The following is a 17590-nucleotide window of genomic DNA, read 5'->3' as shown; positions in this document are numbered from 1 at the left end:
AACAAGTAAGCGCATTACACCATATGCTTTATAAGCAGCAAAATGGTTTTACCGACCAGAAACATTTTTCTGGTTTTTCAAAGAAAATAGTTAGCTCCCGCCCATTTCCTCACCGTTGCTATCGGTCTATTGCATGCCTTAGATATTTTCCTTATTGGTAAATTTATCATTAGACTTCTATTCTAAGTTAAAAGGTTTTGATGGGGGCTGAGCCGTACCCGCTGCCGTTTCATCTGGCAAATGGAGTTCCTCAGTCAAGGAAGGGACTTATCCAACACGGAGTATAGTGCCATGCATCATTCATTATCCTTGCCGATTTTATTGTTGTCGTCTGCCATTGTGCAGGCGGCGGTTCCAGAAAGCCTTGCTATACCGCAGGCTTACCTCGATAGTCATCCTCATCCCGTTCATACAGATCCACCTCCGGCTTATGCCGTGGATCGTATTCTCGTTAAATTTCGTCCCGGTGCAGCGGCGTCTGACGTAGGGGAGTTGATGCGTCAGAGCAGAGCCAAATCGCTCAAAGTCATTTCCGGCATTGATGTGCATGTCTTGCAAGTGCCCGTTGGAACAGTGGAAGCGCAGTTAGCCCGTTTTAACCAGAACCCGAATGTGTTGTATGCAGAACCTGATATCAACCACATCGTTCAGTATGTTCCCAATGAAGGTCTCGGTGGAAGTATCTATGCTAGTGACTACTTTTCTGAGCAGTGGGCGCTCAATAATACTGGGCAAGTACATTCTACCGTGGTGAATGACCCACTATTTGGTCCGTATCTGGATGAAGCCTCTGGCTTGCCTGGTGCAGATATCAATGCTCCCGAAGCTTGGGATATGACGAAAGGTAGTTCTGCCGTCAAGATAGCAATTCTCGATTCCGGTATTGATTGTCGTATGGCAGGGGATAGCGTGAGTAGCATTGAGTTTGGGAACGGAAAATGTATTGAGCAGCAGAAGTTCGTCACCGATTATCAAAGTGATACGTTAGAGGACGTGGTTGGACACGGCACCCATGTCGCAGGTATTGCGGCGGCTCAGACAGATAACGGTATTGGTATTGCTGGGGTCGGTTTTAACAGTTCTGTTGGCAACCTGAAGACGTGCTACGAATATCTGATTTATAGCTGCGACCCATTTTTTGGCTGCTTCCTTATCGCTGCGACGGGGGTATGCCCGCTATCTTCCTCCATTGATGCGATCACCTATGCTGCCGATAACGGCTACCACGTGATTAACATGAGTTATGGCTCTGATGAAATCGATGAAGAGGGCAACCCGATTAGCTTAGTCGGTTATAGCCAAGCGGAAAATGATGCCGTTAACTACGCTTGGGGGAAAGGCGTGTTGTTAGTGAGCGCAGCAGGGAACGCCGGAGATCCGATAAAGAACTACCCCGCAGCTTATGACAACGTGATTGCCGTAGGTGCGACGGATGACGATGACAATCGTGCCAGCTTCTCTACTTTCAGTAGCGATTGGGTGTCGCTAATGGCACCTGGTGACAGTATTCTCTCGACGATGCCAAATGAGCAGTGTGGTACCTTCGATTACGATAATGACGCCTGTCTGCATTGGCAGTCGGGTACATCCATGGCCAGTCCTCATGTTGCTGGCGCAGCTGCGTTACTTTGGGCATACAAATATGCAGATCAGTTATCCGATCCTGCAACTTGCCAAGATGCTTCTGGCGTACCTTGTAACCAGATGATTCGTATGATGTTGGAACAAGGAGCGGATCCAATAGGTGCTGATGGACAAGATTTACAGAGCATCTCTCAATACGGACGACTTAATTTGGTGGGAGCTCTGACTGCAACACCTTCGGAACCGCCACCACCACCTCCTCTAGTCGTTAAGGCACCAGAAGCTCTTTCCATCTCGATCACCAATAGTATTGTCTTTCTCAATTGGAACTACTTGGGGGATCAGGGTGCCATTGCAGGCTTTAGAGTCGAACGCGAGAGTTGGAATGCAAAACGTAATCGATGGCAAAGCCTAAGCAGTTGGGATGTTCTCGACCCTACGGCCACGACGTTTGAAGATTCCAGTGTCAATGGCGAAGTGCATTATCGTGTTGGCACCATTCAGAAAAGCGATGGTTCTTTGTTCTGGAGTGGATGGAGCGATAACATCACGGTTGCTGGTTCTGGTGGTGGTAAGGGCGGCGGAAAAGGTGGAGGCAAGCCGAACAAATGATCGCCATGAAAAAGGCCCGAGAAGAGGGCCTTTTTGTGTTTTTAACTTTCTATGTTTTCAATATCGAACAGAGATAAATACGGCTCTGTGGCTAAAGATTTGCCACGAATTGTTTATTAAACTCAGCGTTTACTTTATCGCTTAGCTGTTCGTATTTTTCGCTCAACGCAATTTGCTGCGCTTGTAGATGAGTTGGGTTCTTAGCAAGATCAGAGGCATGAAGTTGGCCCATCTCCTCCATAAAGCCGCTAGTTAGCTGGCTGAAGATCGCGTCTTTACCGATAATAAAGCTCGCAAAATTCTCTTTCACGAATGCTTGTTCATTCGGGTTTAAGTTTTCTAAACCCAGACGTGCTTGGTTAGCAGAGGTTACATCATCAAACGTTGCGTTAGCTGGGTTTGTGCCTGGCTTCAGATAGGCGGCATCATTTTTAAAGTCATTGGCATTTTGAGTAAATGCGTTTTCAATCAACTTTTGAGAAAAGCTTCTGACTTCGAACGTTGACTGCACTGGCTTATGGTCGCTGACATTCTCAAAACCATCAGTGATAACACTGGTTTGGTGGTTCTGTAAGTTGCCCGTTTTGTTGGTTAAACCAGTGTTATCCAGCTCACCGAAGTCAGGGCGATCTCGGCCTTCTTTCTGCTTAATATTGCCAGTGTGCTTATCTAGCTGCATGTAAGTATGGCTATCGAGTGGTTTGAACTTAAAGCCATGTTTCGCTAAGTGCGTATCATCGTGGGCAATTGGGTCGTACAGCACATCAGAGCCTTCAGCAACGCGCTTCTCACGTTCATTGAGATCGCCAGTGATCAGAACTTCCTCATTTGGATTAATGCCTTCCATCAACTTGTTGCCTTCGAACTCACGTTTGACTTCTTTGTTGGAATCCAGGTGTGCAGAAATGACGTTTAAAGGTTGTCCATTGATCTCCAAAGCCGTTTTCACGCCGCCTTTATTACCCGTGATGCCCATGAAGAATTCCATGTTTCGTCCACCGATGCCGTGACGATATTCAGACTCATTTTTCACGTTAATATCGACGCCATCTTTCGCAAAAACAGACATCGAAGTGTAGCTGATACCTTCACCAAGCCCTTTAGTCATGACTTTCATTTTGTTTTGGCTAAGCAGGTTCATGCCATCGAGTTCTAGGTCGTTAGCAAGCAATTTCGATTCTTGTTCGGCAAATAAGACCACATCATAGTCACCCTTTTGGATAAGGTTTTGGAAGTAGTTCTTCGTCTCTGCAGGCATCTTTTGGTTGGCTTGGTTGTACGTTAATGTCAGGACCTTAACGTTGCCGTTGTTCTCTTTTTTGTGCAGTTGTTGGTTCATCAAGTTCAGCTTTAAGTCGCTGTTTTTCGATGAATCTGTTTTGCTAAAAAAGCGATTAAAAAAGCTGCGATTTTCTTTTTGTTTGAGGCTAATTTCACCATCATTGCTTTTGGTAACGCTGTATTCTTTACCAAATACAGAGCCAAATTTAACGGTATCGCCTTCTTTCGCATTGGTTTTGATATTTTGAATATCTGCGAGGTCTAAATTACCTCGATGTTGACTATTAATTTGAATTGTCGACATAAAATAAACTCATTTCTAAACATGGTCGTTTTTAGCGGGATTAAATGAAAATCCCAGCAGGTAATTGTTCTGGAATTGCTGCTTCGTTATCGGTTTGTTCAATGAAGAGGTGCCACTGCTCAATTTTTTCTAGCAGTTGTTGGAATGTGTTTTGAACATAACTTTGAGGCTTATTAGCTAAAGGAATAACCTTATAAACGGTCAGTCTGCGGCTATCCGGCATTAAACCAACGCCGAAACCACCTCGAAATGGTTCTAGCGCGTGTTCACCGATAGCAATTGCGATGGCTTCTGGCAGAGGTGTTGGCAACTCAACAGGGCTGGTCAACGACATGTGCAAATTGATGGTGGTTTCGTTCTTAAATATGGTTAAGAAAAGCGCTTCATCATGGTCATTTGTATTCGATGACAGTTCGCATTGAAATAATCCGTTTGCATCGAAGTTCGCGTCGTTACCTAAAAAACTGATGCTTTCTTGGTAGATATCCATTGTTTTCCCCTCAATCTAAAAATTTATTATGGTTATTACTCATTTTGGGAAAGGGTATAAGAGTGAGGGTGTGGAAGGATATTGAGTATGGGCGTAAGTTTTTATTTTTATCGTATCAACACGGACCACAACTAGAGGGCGGCGACCTGTTTATTTCGTCTGAGAGTGGTTTGTCTGAATAAAGTATTCATCTTTTATTCATGGCTCATGTGAAGAATAACCATGTCTTTTACATGGAGAAAGAAGATGGACGCGAAAACGAACAATGCAATCTCAAAATCAATGATGTTTTTCCATTGGGTTATTGGGCTTGGAATGATTGCGGTACTCATTTCTGGTCTAGTCATGGATGATGAATCAAACAATTTACTTTTTAATGCGCACATGTCGTTCGGACTTTTAGTCTTAGCCTTGAGCGTGCCTAGGTTAGTTGGGAGACTCATTGGAGGTATGCCAAAACCTATGACTGAAAGAAGTAAATTTGAGTCTATCGCGGCGGCTGTGGTTATGTATTCTCTTCTGGCCTTAACTGTGGTGTTGCCTTTGTCTGGCATCGCGGTTTCTGTAGGAGAAGGGTACGGCCTGAGCCTGTTTGGTTTTGAATTAGTGAGTTCTGGCAGAGAAATACACATGCTGAAAGAGCTGGGTGAGGGGATCCACGAGTTTAGTGGTGAAGCGTTGTTGCCATTCCTATTGGTTTTGCACCTTGGTGCCAGCTTTATGCATCATTTTATTAAGCAGGACGGAACGTTGCTGAGAATGTTGGGCAAAGCTTGATAAGACAAAACAAGAATGTGCTTCGAAGGTTTCTGAGCAACAAAATGGCAGGTAAGTGATACCTGCCATTTTTTATATAAGCGAAAGGATGCCTAATTGTTAGATTGGGCTTCGCTTTGGATGACATCAAAATCGGTCGGCGTTCATCACTTTGGTCCACGCGGCGACAAAGTCATCAACGAATTTTCCTGCGTTGTCATCTTGTGCATACAGCTCGGCATAGGCTCTGAGTATTGAGTTTGAACCGAAGACAAGATCGACGCGGGTCGCTGTCCATTTTACATCTTTGGAGCGACGGTTGCGGATTTCGTAAAGGTTTTCGCCAACGGGTTCCCACGTGTAGTTCATGTCGGTTAGGTTAACGAAAAAATCGTTGGTAAGTTGGCCGACTCGGTCGGTGAACACTCCGTGTTTACTACCGCTGTGATTCGTGCCAAGAACGCGCATCCCTCCGACGAGCACCGTCATTTCAGCGGCAGTTAACCCCATCAATTGGGTGCGATCCAACAGCATTTCTTCTGGTGATACAACGTAGTTTTGTTTGAGCCAGTTTCGATATCCATCGTGCAACGGTTCTAACACCTCGAAGGACTCAACATCCGTCATATCCTGTGTTGCGTCGCCACGTCCTGGAAGGAACGGCACAGTGACGTTAACACCCGCAGCGCTGGCGGCTTGCTCAATACCGACGTTACCTGCTAATACGATCACATCAGCGACGCTGGCTCCCGTATCTTTCGCGATGCTTTCCAACACCGGTAATACTCGGGCTAGCCGCTCTGGCTCGTTACCTTGCCAGTCTTTTTGTGGTGCTAAGCGAATACGAGCGCCGTTTGCGCCACCACGTTTGTCAGACTGACGGAACGTGCGTGCACTGTCCCAAGCGGTTGTGACCATGTCACTAACCGATAACCCACTGGCTGCGATTTTGGCTTTTACCGCGTCTACATCGTAGTTTGCATTGCCGTGAGGAACCGGATCTTGCCAGATGAGGTCTTCTTGCGGAACATCAGGGCCGATGTAGCGAGCCTTAGGCCCCATGTCTCTGTGCGTTAATTTAAACCAAGCCCGAGCAAAGGTGTCGGCGAAATAGGCCGGGTCGCTATGGAAGCGTTCTGAGATTTTGCGATACTCCGGATCCATCTTCATCGCCATATCGGCGTCTGTCATGATTGGGTTATGCCGAACGTTAGGGTTTTCAGGATCGACCGGTTTGTCTTCCTCTTTAATGTCGATAGGTTCCCATTGCCATGCGCCGGCTGGGCTTTTTTTCAGTTCCCAATCGTAATTTAACAGCAGATGAAAATAGCCGTTATCCCATTGCGTTGGCTGGCTTGTCCATGCGCCTTCAATCCCACTGGTGACCGCGTTGTTGCCTACGCCGCGGGTTGTCTTGTTTAACCAACCTAATCCTTGGTCGTGAATGTCGGCACCTTCTGGCTCTGGGCCTAAATTGGCTGCATCACCGTTACCATGCGCTTTACCTACGGTGTGGCCACCAGCGGTTAGGGCAACGGTTTCTTCATCATTCATTGCCATTCGAGCGAACGTAACTCGTACGTCGTGCGCGGTTTTGAGTGGATCCGGCTGTCCATCGACGCCTTCTGGGTTGACATAAATTAAGCCCATCATCACAGCGGCGAGTGGATTCTCTAAATCCCGTTCACCTGAATAGCGGCTGTTAGGGTTGTTGGTAGGTGCCAGCCATTCTTTTTCTGAGCCCCAATAAATGTCCTTTTCTGGGTGCCAGATGTCTTCGCGCCCGAATCCGAAGCCGAACGTTTTCAACCCCATGGATTCATAAGCCATCGTACCGGCATACGCAATGAGATCGGCCCAGCTCAGTTGGTTGCCATATTTTTTCTTAATCGGCCAAAGGATACGTCTTGCTTTGTCGAGATTAGCGTTATCTGGCCATGAATTTAGCGGGGCGAAACGTAAATTACCGGTGCCCGCACCGCCGCGACCATCTGCGATTCGATAAGTCCCTGCCGCATGCCATGACATACGAATCATCAAGCCGCCATAATGTCCCCAGTCAGCAGGCCACCATTCTTGGCTATCGGTCATTAGTGCGATGAGGTCTTGTTTGAGTGCAGCGAAATCGAGTTTTTTGACTTCTTCTTGGTAATCAAAATCACTCGACATTGGATTTGTTTTAGCGTCGTGTTGATGCAAAATGTCGAGGTTGAGCGACTTCGGCCACCAGTTCTTTTCTGTTCTGTCATTGGTGGTCATGGAGCCATGCATTACGGGGCATTTGCCTGCGGAATGCGCATTTTGTTGTGTCATGTTAATTCTCCCATTCTTGCGTTTTGCGAGTGCTAGTCGTTACAGCTGGTGAACAAACACGGGCATCCGTTATTAATTACTGATGTTTTAATACAGAGCATTATCCTTAGGTCGTTTCGCTCGGCGTTATTTCTGCAGCGATCGTAACATCCATGCTGTTTTTTCATGGATGCGCATTCTGTCCGATACCAACGCCACGCTAGATTCGTCATCCGCTTGTTGGGCTAGCTTTAACACTTTACGTGCGGTTTTTACGACTTGTTCGTGATTGTGCGTGAGTATGTCGACCATTTCCGTCGCGCTCGGAACGCCTTCAACCTCTTCAATCACACTGAGTTTGGCGAACTCTTTAAACGTGCCGGGTGCGGGAACGTCCAGTGTGCGTATGCGCTCGGCAATCTCGTCTACAGCCGTCGCAAGTTCGGTATAGTGTTCTTCGAACATGAGATGCAGTTCTCTGAAGTTCTGGCCTTCCACATTCCAGTGGAAGTTGTGCGTTTGCAGATAGAGCGTGTAAGAATCTGCCAAGAGCTGCTTCAAGCCCTCTGCGGTGCTTAATCGGTGCTCTCTATCAATGCCGATATCGATGTGCGTCATGCTAGCTTCCTCTCATTCCATCTGGTTTCACGACTTTTTGTAAGCCGTCAGCAAACAACTAAAAAAAGTATTGGATAGATGTTCTGATTTGTAAAAATGATAAAAATGAATGTAACGTTCGGAAATTTTGATTACTGAATGGAAGGCGTTGTCTATAGAAAATACCAACGCCCACAAAGCACACCGAGGTAACGGCTCGCTTCTGGGTTTAAACGATTTTGATTTCGAGATTATTTGAGAGATTGCTTCGCGATACGGGAAAGCGCTTCGAGACTGGAAACGTCCACATAGTTTGGGCGAAACGCGAGGGCTATTCTGCGGTGAGGGCCGGGCTCATTTAAATGCACTGCCGATAATACTGGGTAGTGCGTGACGAGCTGTTCCAGTGCCATTTCCGGGATCAAGGTTGTGCCCATTCCACTCATTACCATTTGAATTAACGTGTTTAGGCTGGTGGCACGGTATTCCTGATTGGAGGTTTGTTCAGAGAGGCGGCAGGCATCCAAAATATGATCTTTGAGGCAGTGGCCTTCTTTAAGCAGCATGAGGTTGGTTTCTTGGAGTTCTTCGGACGTAATGCTGCTTTTGTCTGTGTGCATTTGCCCATCGAGCGCGACCCAGTAAAAGTCTTCTTGCCAAAACTCTAACGTTAACAAGCCGTCACAAGGGTAGGGGATGGCCAGCACGGCCGCGTCAATTTCACCGCTGTGAACCATGTCGACAAGGACATGCGACTGTTCTTCGACGATGTCTATTTTCGCGTTCGGGTACTGCTCTTTTAAGGTGAGTAACAACTTTGGCAGAAGATAAGGTGCAATGGTCGGGATCATGCCAATGGACAACGGAAAGCAAAAAGGTTCGCCGCAACTGTGGTCGAGGTGTGCCATGTCTTCCAGTTGAAGCATAATGTTGCTGGCTTTGTCTAAAACTTCACGACCAAGTGGCGTGACGAGCACTTTTTTATTGTCCCGTTCAAAAATCTTAATGCCTAGCTGACGCTCCAGTTCACTGACGCCTGTACTCAACGTTGATTGGCGAACATGACACAAATCTGCTGCTTTACGAAAATGCAGCGTTTTTGAGACAGCCAAGGCATAAGATAATTGTTTTATCGATAGCATAGCGTTTATCCGTCCGTTGAGTCTTCTCACCGTTCAAGCTTTTCGTTCTAATGATCAAGCTTAGAAGATGGCTATTTGTTGTTCGAATTTCCCTAACGTTGTACCTGCCTTTATTTACCATCCTTTCGCTCGGCATTGCCGTTCGATTCTGAGCGCGACTTGCTGTACTTGGTGATCAAGATAATCGGTCGAGCTCACCATTTGTCGCATGTCTTCAACAAAATGAGCGGGGCGAATCATCCGCAAAGTGTTTTCGTTTTTGCAAATAAAGTCGACACGCGGAATGCCAAACTCGTCTTCATATTCAACGATGTAAGTGGCGGCGGTTTGGTGATTAAGTTGTGTGTTGAGCTCGAACATCCAATTGAGATATTGCTCTTCAATCCAACTTGAATAGTGCTGCTGGAAATAGTTTTTAAGTGATTGATAGTTAGCACTATTGAAATGGTGATATGTACTTCGTACTGCCGATTGCGGCTCACTTGTCGTTGGTATGTACAGTTCTATGGGTAATTGATAGGGGTAGCGATCGTGGCTCCAATCTTCGATCACCGATTTAACGTGATTCAAAATGTAGTGCAGGGCGCTGAACAATCTCGCATAAACGAGGCGAGACCCGTAGAACAGGCGTAAATGTTCACCATTGTATTGATTGATGTAATTGAGCGGAATTTTATAATTCACGCTCAAGTCGTCTTCATTAGTTGCAGTGACCGGGTCATTACTTTGCAACAACCAGTGTTGGTGCTTGCGCCAAAAGGCAATGTCGGCCGATAGCATGTCCGGCCAAGCGGTGATCGGGAGGTGCGAACGATTGGGGTCACTAAACGATATGAGGTCGTTGCCCTCGCCGTGCAGTTTTTGTAATTCGCTATTGAGCTGATAAATCGTGTTAGGGTCAGCTTGCTGCCATAGGCGCTGCTTTTCTTCTTCACTATTACTTTCTAAGTACCCAGGCAGATAACGTTCATAAAGTCGTTCTTCTAACATAACTACTCTCTGAAAAGGCATCTGTTGATAGAAAGTATATACGCAGAAATGGGAAGCACAGTTCTTTACGATGTCTCATGAAGCCGATAAAAGCTCTGGATAAGATCGTGACGAATGCGCCTACTAAGTGCTTGATGAGCAACGTTATGCTTATCTCGATTATGATAAATGAGCTTGTAGTCAATAAGTTGGTTGTTTATCGGGCAGGGCAATATTTTCAGCTTGAGGGCGTCTAGTAATCAACGCGTAAAGTCGTTCAAGCTGCCGTTGTTACCACCACAAACCGCTCATCTTGTCCCCATCTTGGTTCCGCATTCATTAAGTTGAGCTCCAACGCCGTTTGGTATGGGTCAACGTCAAAATGGTCGCTTACTAAACCCCAGAGCATCCAGTTGATTGCGGTTTCATTCTCGGTAAGCTCTTCGAGTGGCGTTCGGAGGAAAAAGTATTCATCCAAGCCATCGTCACCAAGCCTGTCATAGATAATGTTACGCAGCTCTCGATCCAAATCATGTTGGAGATTGATTGAGTCGTACAGTTGCTCTTCTGTTGGGCCATTCTCATGGCGATAAACATTGCGTTTTGACTCTTTGCATAAAGTACCAGAGCCTGTTTCAATACTTACGTTTTTTTGCGAGTGTTGTTCCAGTGCTTGGATAATTTCATTCTCTAATTGGGCGAGTTTACTCAGCAAAATTTGATCATCGGTGTTGTGCTCGTGAGTAGTCATTTTTTGAAAAGCCTTTACTCTCTCATAGACTGAATTCCCGTGAGTAAGCGCTGCAAAGCACTGCTCTCTGAGTGTTTCATTGGCTTGCCAAATGCCTGAGTAGAGCCCGTAGTCATATCGATACGGTGGAAGAACTTCAGTATCTTCGCCTAATATTTCTCTCCAGTGCCTTTGCCACTTTTCATTTTTTTCTTGTTTTACACTTGCGTATTGGCTAACCCAATGGTTACGAAGTGTTATGCCTACAATGGCAAGAGGCCATGGAGCGAGCAAGTAAAAATAATAGTGAGAAGAGTTATCCCAAAAGTAACCGTAAATATAAATACTAAATGCAATCACCCAAGTTCCCATAGTGCAAACAATAATCCCTGACATTATCGATGATTGGCGTTTTGTTTCTCTTAATGTATTACCTTCCGCACATAACCAAAAAATGCCGCCAAAAATAAAGGCAAACGTCATTAATAAGTAAGCAAGCCCCGCTCCTAAAAATCCCCAAAGTGACATGGTTTCTGATCCTTTTAAGTCCCACTTCTTTCTGGAGTGATGGAAGGGGATATGTAGTCCTAGTTCAGTGCCGTGATTTGCTCGATGCAGGTTTTACTCTCATTGATATTACGTTTCGACAAAAAAGGATGATGTCATTATGCAATAGAGTATTAGGCACGACGTGTGGCGAGAATTTACCATCATCCATTGCTTTCAGATATGTGTTTTGATGCTTATTTGGTTCATGTCTCATAATGAAAACTCGTTTTCAATGGTTCTCAGTTGAGCTAATAACTAACTTTTTGGTCTGGTGCGATAAATTTCATTTTTTGAGTCACTTTTGACTCATATTGTCTTATTTAGGAAAAGGTAAATTAATGTTTTTATTAATAATTATTGAGTTTTTCTGTGTGGGATTGGTCCCATTAAATTAGAGTAATAAGTCTATTTTTGGGATCGGTTTCATAAATTTTATGATACTGATTTCACTGTTTGAGCTGTAAGGAATATAAACCCCACTCAATTTATTTTTATAATCAATGAGTGTTGTTATGTCTCATATCCGTTTTTTCCCGCGTCATCGTTTGGCGCTTGCTTGCATGCTAGCGAGTGTTTCTAGCTTCTCTTTTGCCCAAAATCAGTGTGCTGTTGCTGATTTACAACAATCGCGTGATTTGGCCTCTGCCGTTTCTGGCGCTGAATATGATTGCTACCACGCTTGGTTCTCTGCGCCTTCAGCAACGCTGAATGATATTTATAGCGAAGCAAGTTTAAGCCGCATTCAAGTCGCGTTGGATCAAGAAATTGCACGCTATCGTGGTGAAGCAGAACAAGCTCGCGTTCTAGAAAATCTAGGCGAATTTGTTCGTGCGGCGTATTACGTTCGTTACAACGCTGGCACTGGCACACCTGAGTTTTCAGAAGCATTGAGTCAGCGTTTTGCCCAGTCAACGAACCTGTTCCTTAACAACCCTCATGCTTTGGATCAAGGCCGTGAGCAAGTTGGCGCAATGAAGAGCCTGACTTTGATGGTTGATAACGTGAAGCAGTTGCCGCTGACCATGGATAGCATGATGGCCGCGTTGATGCACTTTAACCGTGACACCGCGAAAGATACCCAATGGGTTGATGGCCTGAACAACTTGTTCCGCTCTATGGCAGGTCACGCGGCGAACGATGCGTTCTACCGCTACATGGCAAACAACACTCACCATATTGATACGTTAGCGCGATTCGCTTCTGACAATGCATGGGCGTTAGATACAGATGCAAACTTTATCGTTTTCAATGCATTACGTGAAACTGGTCGTCTACTTGCGAGCCCAGATCAAGAAACCAAACGCAAAGCATTGGCTGTCATGCAACAAGTGATGCAGCGTTACCCATTGGGCAGTGAGCACGACAAACTGTGGCTTGCCGCCGTTGAGATGATGAGTTACTACGCACCTGAGGGTTTGAATGGTCTAAACCTAGAGCAAGCGAAGCAAGATCTAGCAGCACGCGTGATGCCAAATCGTTTCGAATGTCAGGGACCTGCCATCATTCGCTCTGAAGATCTCACCGATGCTCAAGCTGCGAAAGCGTGTGAAGTGCTTGCTGCGAAAGAAGCAGACTTTCATCAAGTTGCGAATACTGGCAATCAACCAGTGGCGGATGACTTGAACGATCGTGTTGAAGTCGCGGTGTTTGCAAGCAACGACAGTTACGTTGATTACTCTTCATTCCTGTTTGGCAATACAACGGATAACGGTGGTCAGTACTTAGAGGGGACTCCGTCAAGAGCCGATAATACGGCGCGTTTCGTGGCTTATCGCTACGCGAATGGCGAAGATCTATCTATTTTGAACCTTGAGCACGAGTACACTCACTACTTGGATGCACGTTTCAACCAATACGGTTCATTCAGCGACAACTTAGCTCATGGTCATATCGTTTGGTGGCTGGAAGGCTTTGCGGAATACATGCATTACAAACAAGGTTACAAGGCCGCGATCGATCTGATCCCAAGTGGCAAACTGAGCCTTTCAACCGTGTTTGACACCACATACTCGCACGATAGCAACCGCATTTACCGTTGGGGCTACTTGGCGGTTCGCTTCATGCTAGAAAACCACCCTCAAGATGTAGAGAGCTTGTTGGCGTTGTCTCGTTCAGGTCAGTTTGCACAATGGGCGCAGCAGGTTACTGTGCTTGGTCAACAATACGATGCGGAATTTGAGCGTTGGTTGGATACGTTAGAAGCGGTAGTTGAACCGGAGCAACCAGGAACGGATCCAGAAGAGCCAAGCGAACCAACCGATCCTGAAGTGCAAGTGACGGAGCTGGCGGCGAACCAAAGCCTTCAACTGAGTGGCGAAGCATATAGCGAAAAACTGTTCTACGTTGACGTGCCTGCTAACACCGTTCGCTTTAATGTCTCTATTGAAGGAGCGGGTGATGCCGACCTTTACATGAGCTACAACAAAGTGGCGCATTACTACGACTTCGAAATGAGCCAGTACGCGGACGGTAGCAATGAAGAGATTCAATTTGCGCCAGAGCAAAATGGTTACGTTAAAGCTGGCCGTTACTACATCAGTTTAACAGGGCGTGATAGCTACGACTCCGTAAACCTTGTGGCAGCTTTAGAAGTTGAAGCTCAAACACCACCAACACAAGTGCAAGACGATTTAGCTCCTGTGGTTTTGGAATCAGGAGAAGCGAAAGTGCTAACGGTTCATCAGCAGCGTTATGCCGCTGTTTATGTGCCTGAAGGCGTGAAAGAAGTACGCGTTTGGATGTCGAGCCAATCAAATGCGAACGACCCTTACGGCGCAGGTAATGTGGACTTGTACGCAAGCCGCAAACACTGGCCGACAGCAGAGCAACACGAGTACGCATCAAACTATGCGGGCAGCAACGAATATCTTGCTATCCCAGTGACTGAAGCGGGCTATGTGCACTTTTCTCTTCAAGCCCCTCAACAAGGTGATGATGTAGAGATGTTGGTTTATTTCTTCTAATCGACGTTAAGTTAGTTTCGTAACACAAAAAAACACGCCGCCATTTTTGGCGGCGTGTTCGTTTTTCCTGCTTTTGGTTGTATTCAAACAGTGTTAAATGCCAAACATTTGCATGATTTCGAGATGTATCTGTCAATTTTTGTCGAAAGCGTCTCAATTTTGTGTTGGCATATCCTTCTCACATAATCTTTTTTAGCGCCGCGTTCTGTGACCTAGCTTCTGATTTGTGGTTTCTAAACGGATACAATATATATGCACCCCGTGCAATAAAATTAAAGGGAATGACATGAAAACGCTTATTTATGACACGTTGATTAGCCTTGCAAGCCAAGAACCAGAACAACATGCACGTATCCGACAAAACCTATATGAACAGTTGGATCTGCCGTTCGATAAGCAACTGGCTTTGTACTCTTGTGCCCTTGGGCCTGCGAGTTCAGGTAAGCTTGAGAGCAGTCAAGGTATCAACAACGCTGTGGATTGCGCCGTTAAACTTCTGGAAACACCAGAACGCTAATCTACTTCGTTGTCTTTATCACGGCCCAATACCCCAAGGGCCGTTTTTGTTTTTTCGTTTCCTCAACACACTTTTCGACGCTAATTCCTTCTCACCAAACGTGATCTAGTTGCCAGTTTGCTTTTCTTAACTATTTGTTACGTCAACGCATTTTATAACCTACTCATTTACAGCGAGTGGGTTAGGGCGTACATAAGGATTTGTTGCTTGGAATTTGTTTTTGGATTTTATGTAAATAAAAACAATGACTTAGTTGCATTTGGTTTGCGGATGGCAAGAGCTGTCATCGACTGGAGGTGATTCACAGACTCTCATTGTGCTAGGCAGGGCGTATCTACGCCTCGATTTTCAGCCTTGAGTTAAGCGCAAAAGGGTGAGGGCGTATCGCGAATAGCTTTTATAATTTCGACTATTGAGTTCATTCACACAAAACAACCAAACAAGTAATCGTGAGTGGAAACGAGTAGGAGAACAACATGAGTGGCTTACAGGAAACGCAATCAGCAGGTGCAAACGTGATTTTGCACGCCTTTGATTGGAAGTACGCTGACATTGCCCAACGAGCAAATGAAATCCACCAGCTAGGTTATGGCTCGGTGCTGGTTTCGCCACCAATGAAAAGCGCCCACGATGAACGTTGGTGGCAGCGCTATCAACCACAAGATTACCGTGTTATCGACAACGCGCTCGGTGACACCCAAGACTTCATCTATATGGTTCGTGAGCTCGAACGCGTAGGCGTTTTGGTATACGCCGATGTGGTGTTTAACCACATGGCTAACGAAGCACATTTACGCCGTGATCTGCAATATCCTCGTCAGGACGTGTTAGATCAATACCGACAAGACGAACAGAAATACCAGTCTCTGAAGCTTTTCGGCGATTTATCCAAACCGCTATTTAGTGAAGAAGATTTTGTTGAAGCGTTTGGTATCAAAGACTGGAAAGATAAATGGCAGGTCCAAAATGGCCGAATTACAGGTGGGCCAACCGATCCTGGTTTACCAACCCTTCGCGTTTGTGAACATGTTGTCGAGCAGCAGCGAGCTTACTTAAAAGCATTGAAAGCGATAGGTGTGAAAGGCTTCCGTATTGATGCCGCGAAGCACATGACGCTTGAACACCTAAAACGCGTATGGACAGACGACATAACCCAAGATGTGCATATTTTTGGGGAAATCATTACCGATGGCGGTGCAACAGAAGAAGAGTATCAACTGTTTCTTGAGCCGTATTTACAAGAAACCCGTTTAGGTGCGTATGATTTCCCGTTGTTTTCGACCATCTTTAAAGCATTTTCAAAAAAAGGCAGTTTCAAGTCTCTGATTGACCCTTACTGTTTTGGTCAAGCGCTTTCAAACGGTCGAGCCATCACTTTTGTGGTGACGCATGATATTCCCAACAACGACGTCTTTCTCGACTTGATAATGGATGAAGAGGATGAGTGGATCGCTTATGCCTACATTCTTGGTCGCGATGGCGGCGTGCCTTTGGTTTATACCGATCTGGATACCAGCGGCATTAAGAACAAAAACGGAAAGCCAAGATGGAAAGACGCTTGGAATGATCCTCGTATGGCGAAGATGATCGCGTTCCACAATGTGACTCATGGTGAGTCAATGACGGTACTGGAAGGGAATGACGATATGCTAGTGCTAAAACGCGGAGAGAAAGGCATTGTCGTGCTAAACAAATCCACGCGCGCACAATCGCTATCGCTAAAGACAGAGTGTGATTGGTTCGATTTGATGTCAGATCAAAGCGTTAAAGCCGGGATAGAACTGAAGGTTCCGGCAAAGTCGTTCATGTTATTGGTGCAAAAATAAAAGCGGCGACAGAAGACAATAAAAATGAGCTCAATAGGAGCTCGTTTTTATTTGGATCGTCAAAGCCGTTATTGGCATTCATTCACGCAACATTCGGCACGAAGAAAGTCGATGACATCGTCCAAACATTCGTATTCAGCAACACAAAAAAGAATACGGCCTTCACGGCGCTGAGTAATGAGTCCTGCAGAGGCTAAACTGGAAATATGATGAGAAAGTGTGGATGCAGGAATACCGAGTTTTTCTTGCACACCGCCTACCGCAATGCCTTTGTAGCCCGCTTTAACGACTTCTTTATAAATGCATAGACGGGTAGGGTGCCCTAATTCTTTTAATGCTTTAGCGACGGCTTCTAGCTCCATACTGACCTCTAAACTGACCAACGTTAAATGTGTTTCGATAATAGGGAAACTCGCCTTGAATGCCAACTTTTCTGGTTTGACTCTGTGTGATTTCAGGCGAGTTTCATACCTACTCATACTGTGATGACAAAAATTGTCTCCTCCAATGAGACAGATCAATCTTCATTATTATTTCACCCCACGTTCAAACTTCCTCTCCTACACTCTTTGATGAGTTGTTAGTTGGCAGAACAAGGAGGCGGCCATGATTGCAGTTCATCGAGATTATTGTTTGTCTAGCAGTTCAGAGTTACACGCGCATGTTAAAGTAAACCCTGTTGGAAGATTGGAAGTTGAAATTATCGAACTTGAAGAGCGTCATACGACCGAGTTTGATGATTTATCTTTTGAAAGTCGTGGATGTGAAACTCGAATTTGTGGCAAAGAAGACGCAACCCCGTGGCAGTTCAATCTTGCAGTTACCGACGCGTTAGAGCTTTCTCATTTAGTTGAAGAAGCGAATGAAGAGTATGAGATTTTGATGAATGACCTCATGTAACTTTCATTATGGATGAAAGTCACTGTGGTGATTTAGGGCGGCGTGCTGACGTACAACCGACAAAAAAACCTCCCAATG

The 17590-nt window shown here is 45.6% G+C and carries 14 protein-coding genes; 6 read left to right on the top strand and 8 right to left on the bottom strand.

The genetic code is table 11. From position 1 onward, the window contains the following. Nucleotides 1-291 precede the first annotated feature (291 nt). On the top strand, nucleotides 292-2196 hold the full coding sequence (locus tag BIW15_RS18545; RefSeq protein WP_077281427.1) for a S8 family serine peptidase: 1905 nt from the start codon (nucleotides 292-294) through the stop codon (nucleotides 2194-2196). Nucleotides 2197-2287: 91 nt separating this feature from the next. Here the strand turns inward: BIW15_RS18545 and BIW15_RS18540 are convergent, their stop codons facing one another. Both BIW15_RS18540 and ati1 read right to left on the bottom strand, forming a co-directional pair. Continuing rightward, nucleotides 2288-3781 carry a VPA0450 family T3SS effector inositol phosphatase gene (locus BIW15_RS18540; protein WP_025500416.1) on the bottom strand — a complete coding sequence of 498 codons (1494 nt, stop codon included), beginning with the start codon at nucleotides 3779-3781 and terminating at the stop codon, nucleotides 2288-2290. A gap of 40 nt (nucleotides 3782-3821) precedes the next feature. Further along, nucleotides 3822-4271: an Ati1 family type III secretion system chaperone gene (gene ati1, locus BIW15_RS18535; RefSeq protein ID WP_077281426.1), complete on the bottom strand. Its 450-nt coding sequence runs from the start codon at nucleotides 4269-4271 to the stop codon at nucleotides 3822-3824. Nucleotides 4272-4517: 246 nt separating this feature from the next. On the opposite strand from ati1, the gene BIW15_RS18530 reads away from it, so the two are divergent. Next, nucleotides 4518-5048: a cytochrome b gene (locus BIW15_RS18530; RefSeq protein ID WP_005479211.1), complete on the top strand. Its 531-nt coding sequence runs from the start codon at nucleotides 4518-4520 to the stop codon at nucleotides 5046-5048. 126 nt (nucleotides 5049-5174) lie between these two features. On the opposite strand, the gene katG is transcribed toward BIW15_RS18530, so the two are convergent. The 5 genes from katG to BIW15_RS18500 all read right to left on the bottom strand — a co-directional run bounded on the left by katG (nucleotide 5175) and on the right by BIW15_RS18500 (nucleotide 11285). Beyond that, nucleotides 5175-7340, bottom strand: a complete 2166-nt coding sequence (gene katG / locus BIW15_RS18525; RefSeq protein ID WP_077281425.1) for a catalase/peroxidase HPI — start codon at nucleotides 7338-7340, stop codon at nucleotides 5175-5177. 126 nt (nucleotides 7341-7466) lie between these two features. Next, a complete protein-coding gene (locus tag BIW15_RS18520; protein ID WP_069527160.1) occupies nucleotides 7467-7937 on the bottom strand; it encodes a Dps family protein in 471 nt (156 codons plus the stop codon). A gap of 230 nt (nucleotides 7938-8167) precedes the next feature. Further along, a complete protein-coding gene (locus BIW15_RS18510) occupies nucleotides 8168-9058 on the bottom strand; it encodes a hydrogen peroxide-inducible genes activator (RefSeq protein WP_017447896.1) in 891 nt (296 codons plus the stop codon). A 114-nt stretch (nucleotides 9059-9172) separates the two neighbouring features. Then, complete coding sequence (locus tag BIW15_RS18505; RefSeq protein WP_179115306.1) at nucleotides 9173-10048, bottom strand: hypothetical protein; 876 nt, start codon at nucleotides 10046-10048, stop codon at nucleotides 9173-9175. Between the two features lie 256 nt (nucleotides 10049-10304). Beyond that, nucleotides 10305-11285: a hypothetical protein gene (locus BIW15_RS18500; protein WP_025788046.1), complete on the bottom strand. Its 981-nt coding sequence runs from the start codon at nucleotides 11283-11285 to the stop codon at nucleotides 10305-10307. A 533-nt stretch (nucleotides 11286-11818) separates the two neighbouring features. Between BIW15_RS18500 and BIW15_RS18495 the strand changes: the two genes are divergently transcribed. The 3 genes from BIW15_RS18495 to BIW15_RS18485 all read left to right on the top strand — a co-directional run bounded on the left by BIW15_RS18495 (nucleotide 11819) and on the right by BIW15_RS18485 (nucleotide 16612). Further along, complete coding sequence (locus BIW15_RS18495; protein ID WP_077281423.1) at nucleotides 11819-14269, top strand: M9 family metallopeptidase; 2451 nt, start codon at nucleotides 11819-11821, stop codon at nucleotides 14267-14269. 286 nt (nucleotides 14270-14555) lie between these two features. After that, complete coding sequence (locus tag BIW15_RS18490) at nucleotides 14556-14786, top strand: PAS factor family protein (RefSeq protein ID WP_005479230.1); 231 nt, start codon at nucleotides 14556-14558, stop codon at nucleotides 14784-14786. Nucleotides 14787-15262: 476 nt separating this feature from the next. Continuing rightward, nucleotides 15263-16612, top strand: a complete 1350-nt coding sequence (locus tag BIW15_RS18485; RefSeq protein WP_025508852.1) for an alpha-amylase family protein — start codon at nucleotides 15263-15265, stop codon at nucleotides 16610-16612. A gap of 68 nt (nucleotides 16613-16680) precedes the next feature. Here the strand turns inward: BIW15_RS18485 and BIW15_RS25160 are convergent, their stop codons facing one another. After that, entirely contained in the window at nucleotides 16681-16974 is a 294-nt protein-coding gene (locus BIW15_RS25160) for a helix-turn-helix transcriptional regulator (protein WP_005459687.1), read from the bottom strand. Nucleotides 16975-17218: 244 nt separating this feature from the next. Between BIW15_RS25160 and BIW15_RS18475 the strand changes: the two genes are divergently transcribed. Next, on the top strand, nucleotides 17219-17512 hold the full coding sequence (locus BIW15_RS18475; protein WP_005459692.1) for a hypothetical protein: 294 nt from the start codon (nucleotides 17219-17221) through the stop codon (nucleotides 17510-17512). The last annotated feature ends 78 nt before the right edge of the window (nucleotides 17513-17590 follow it).

It is taken from the genome of Vibrio sp. SALL6 (assembly GCF_002002385.1).
GTDB classification, from domain to species: Bacteria; Pseudomonadota; Gammaproteobacteria; order Enterobacterales; family Vibrionaceae; genus Vibrio; species Vibrio parahaemolyticus.
Note: the sequence above shows the minus strand (reverse complement) of the source record. Positions and strands in the feature narration are given on the sequence as shown.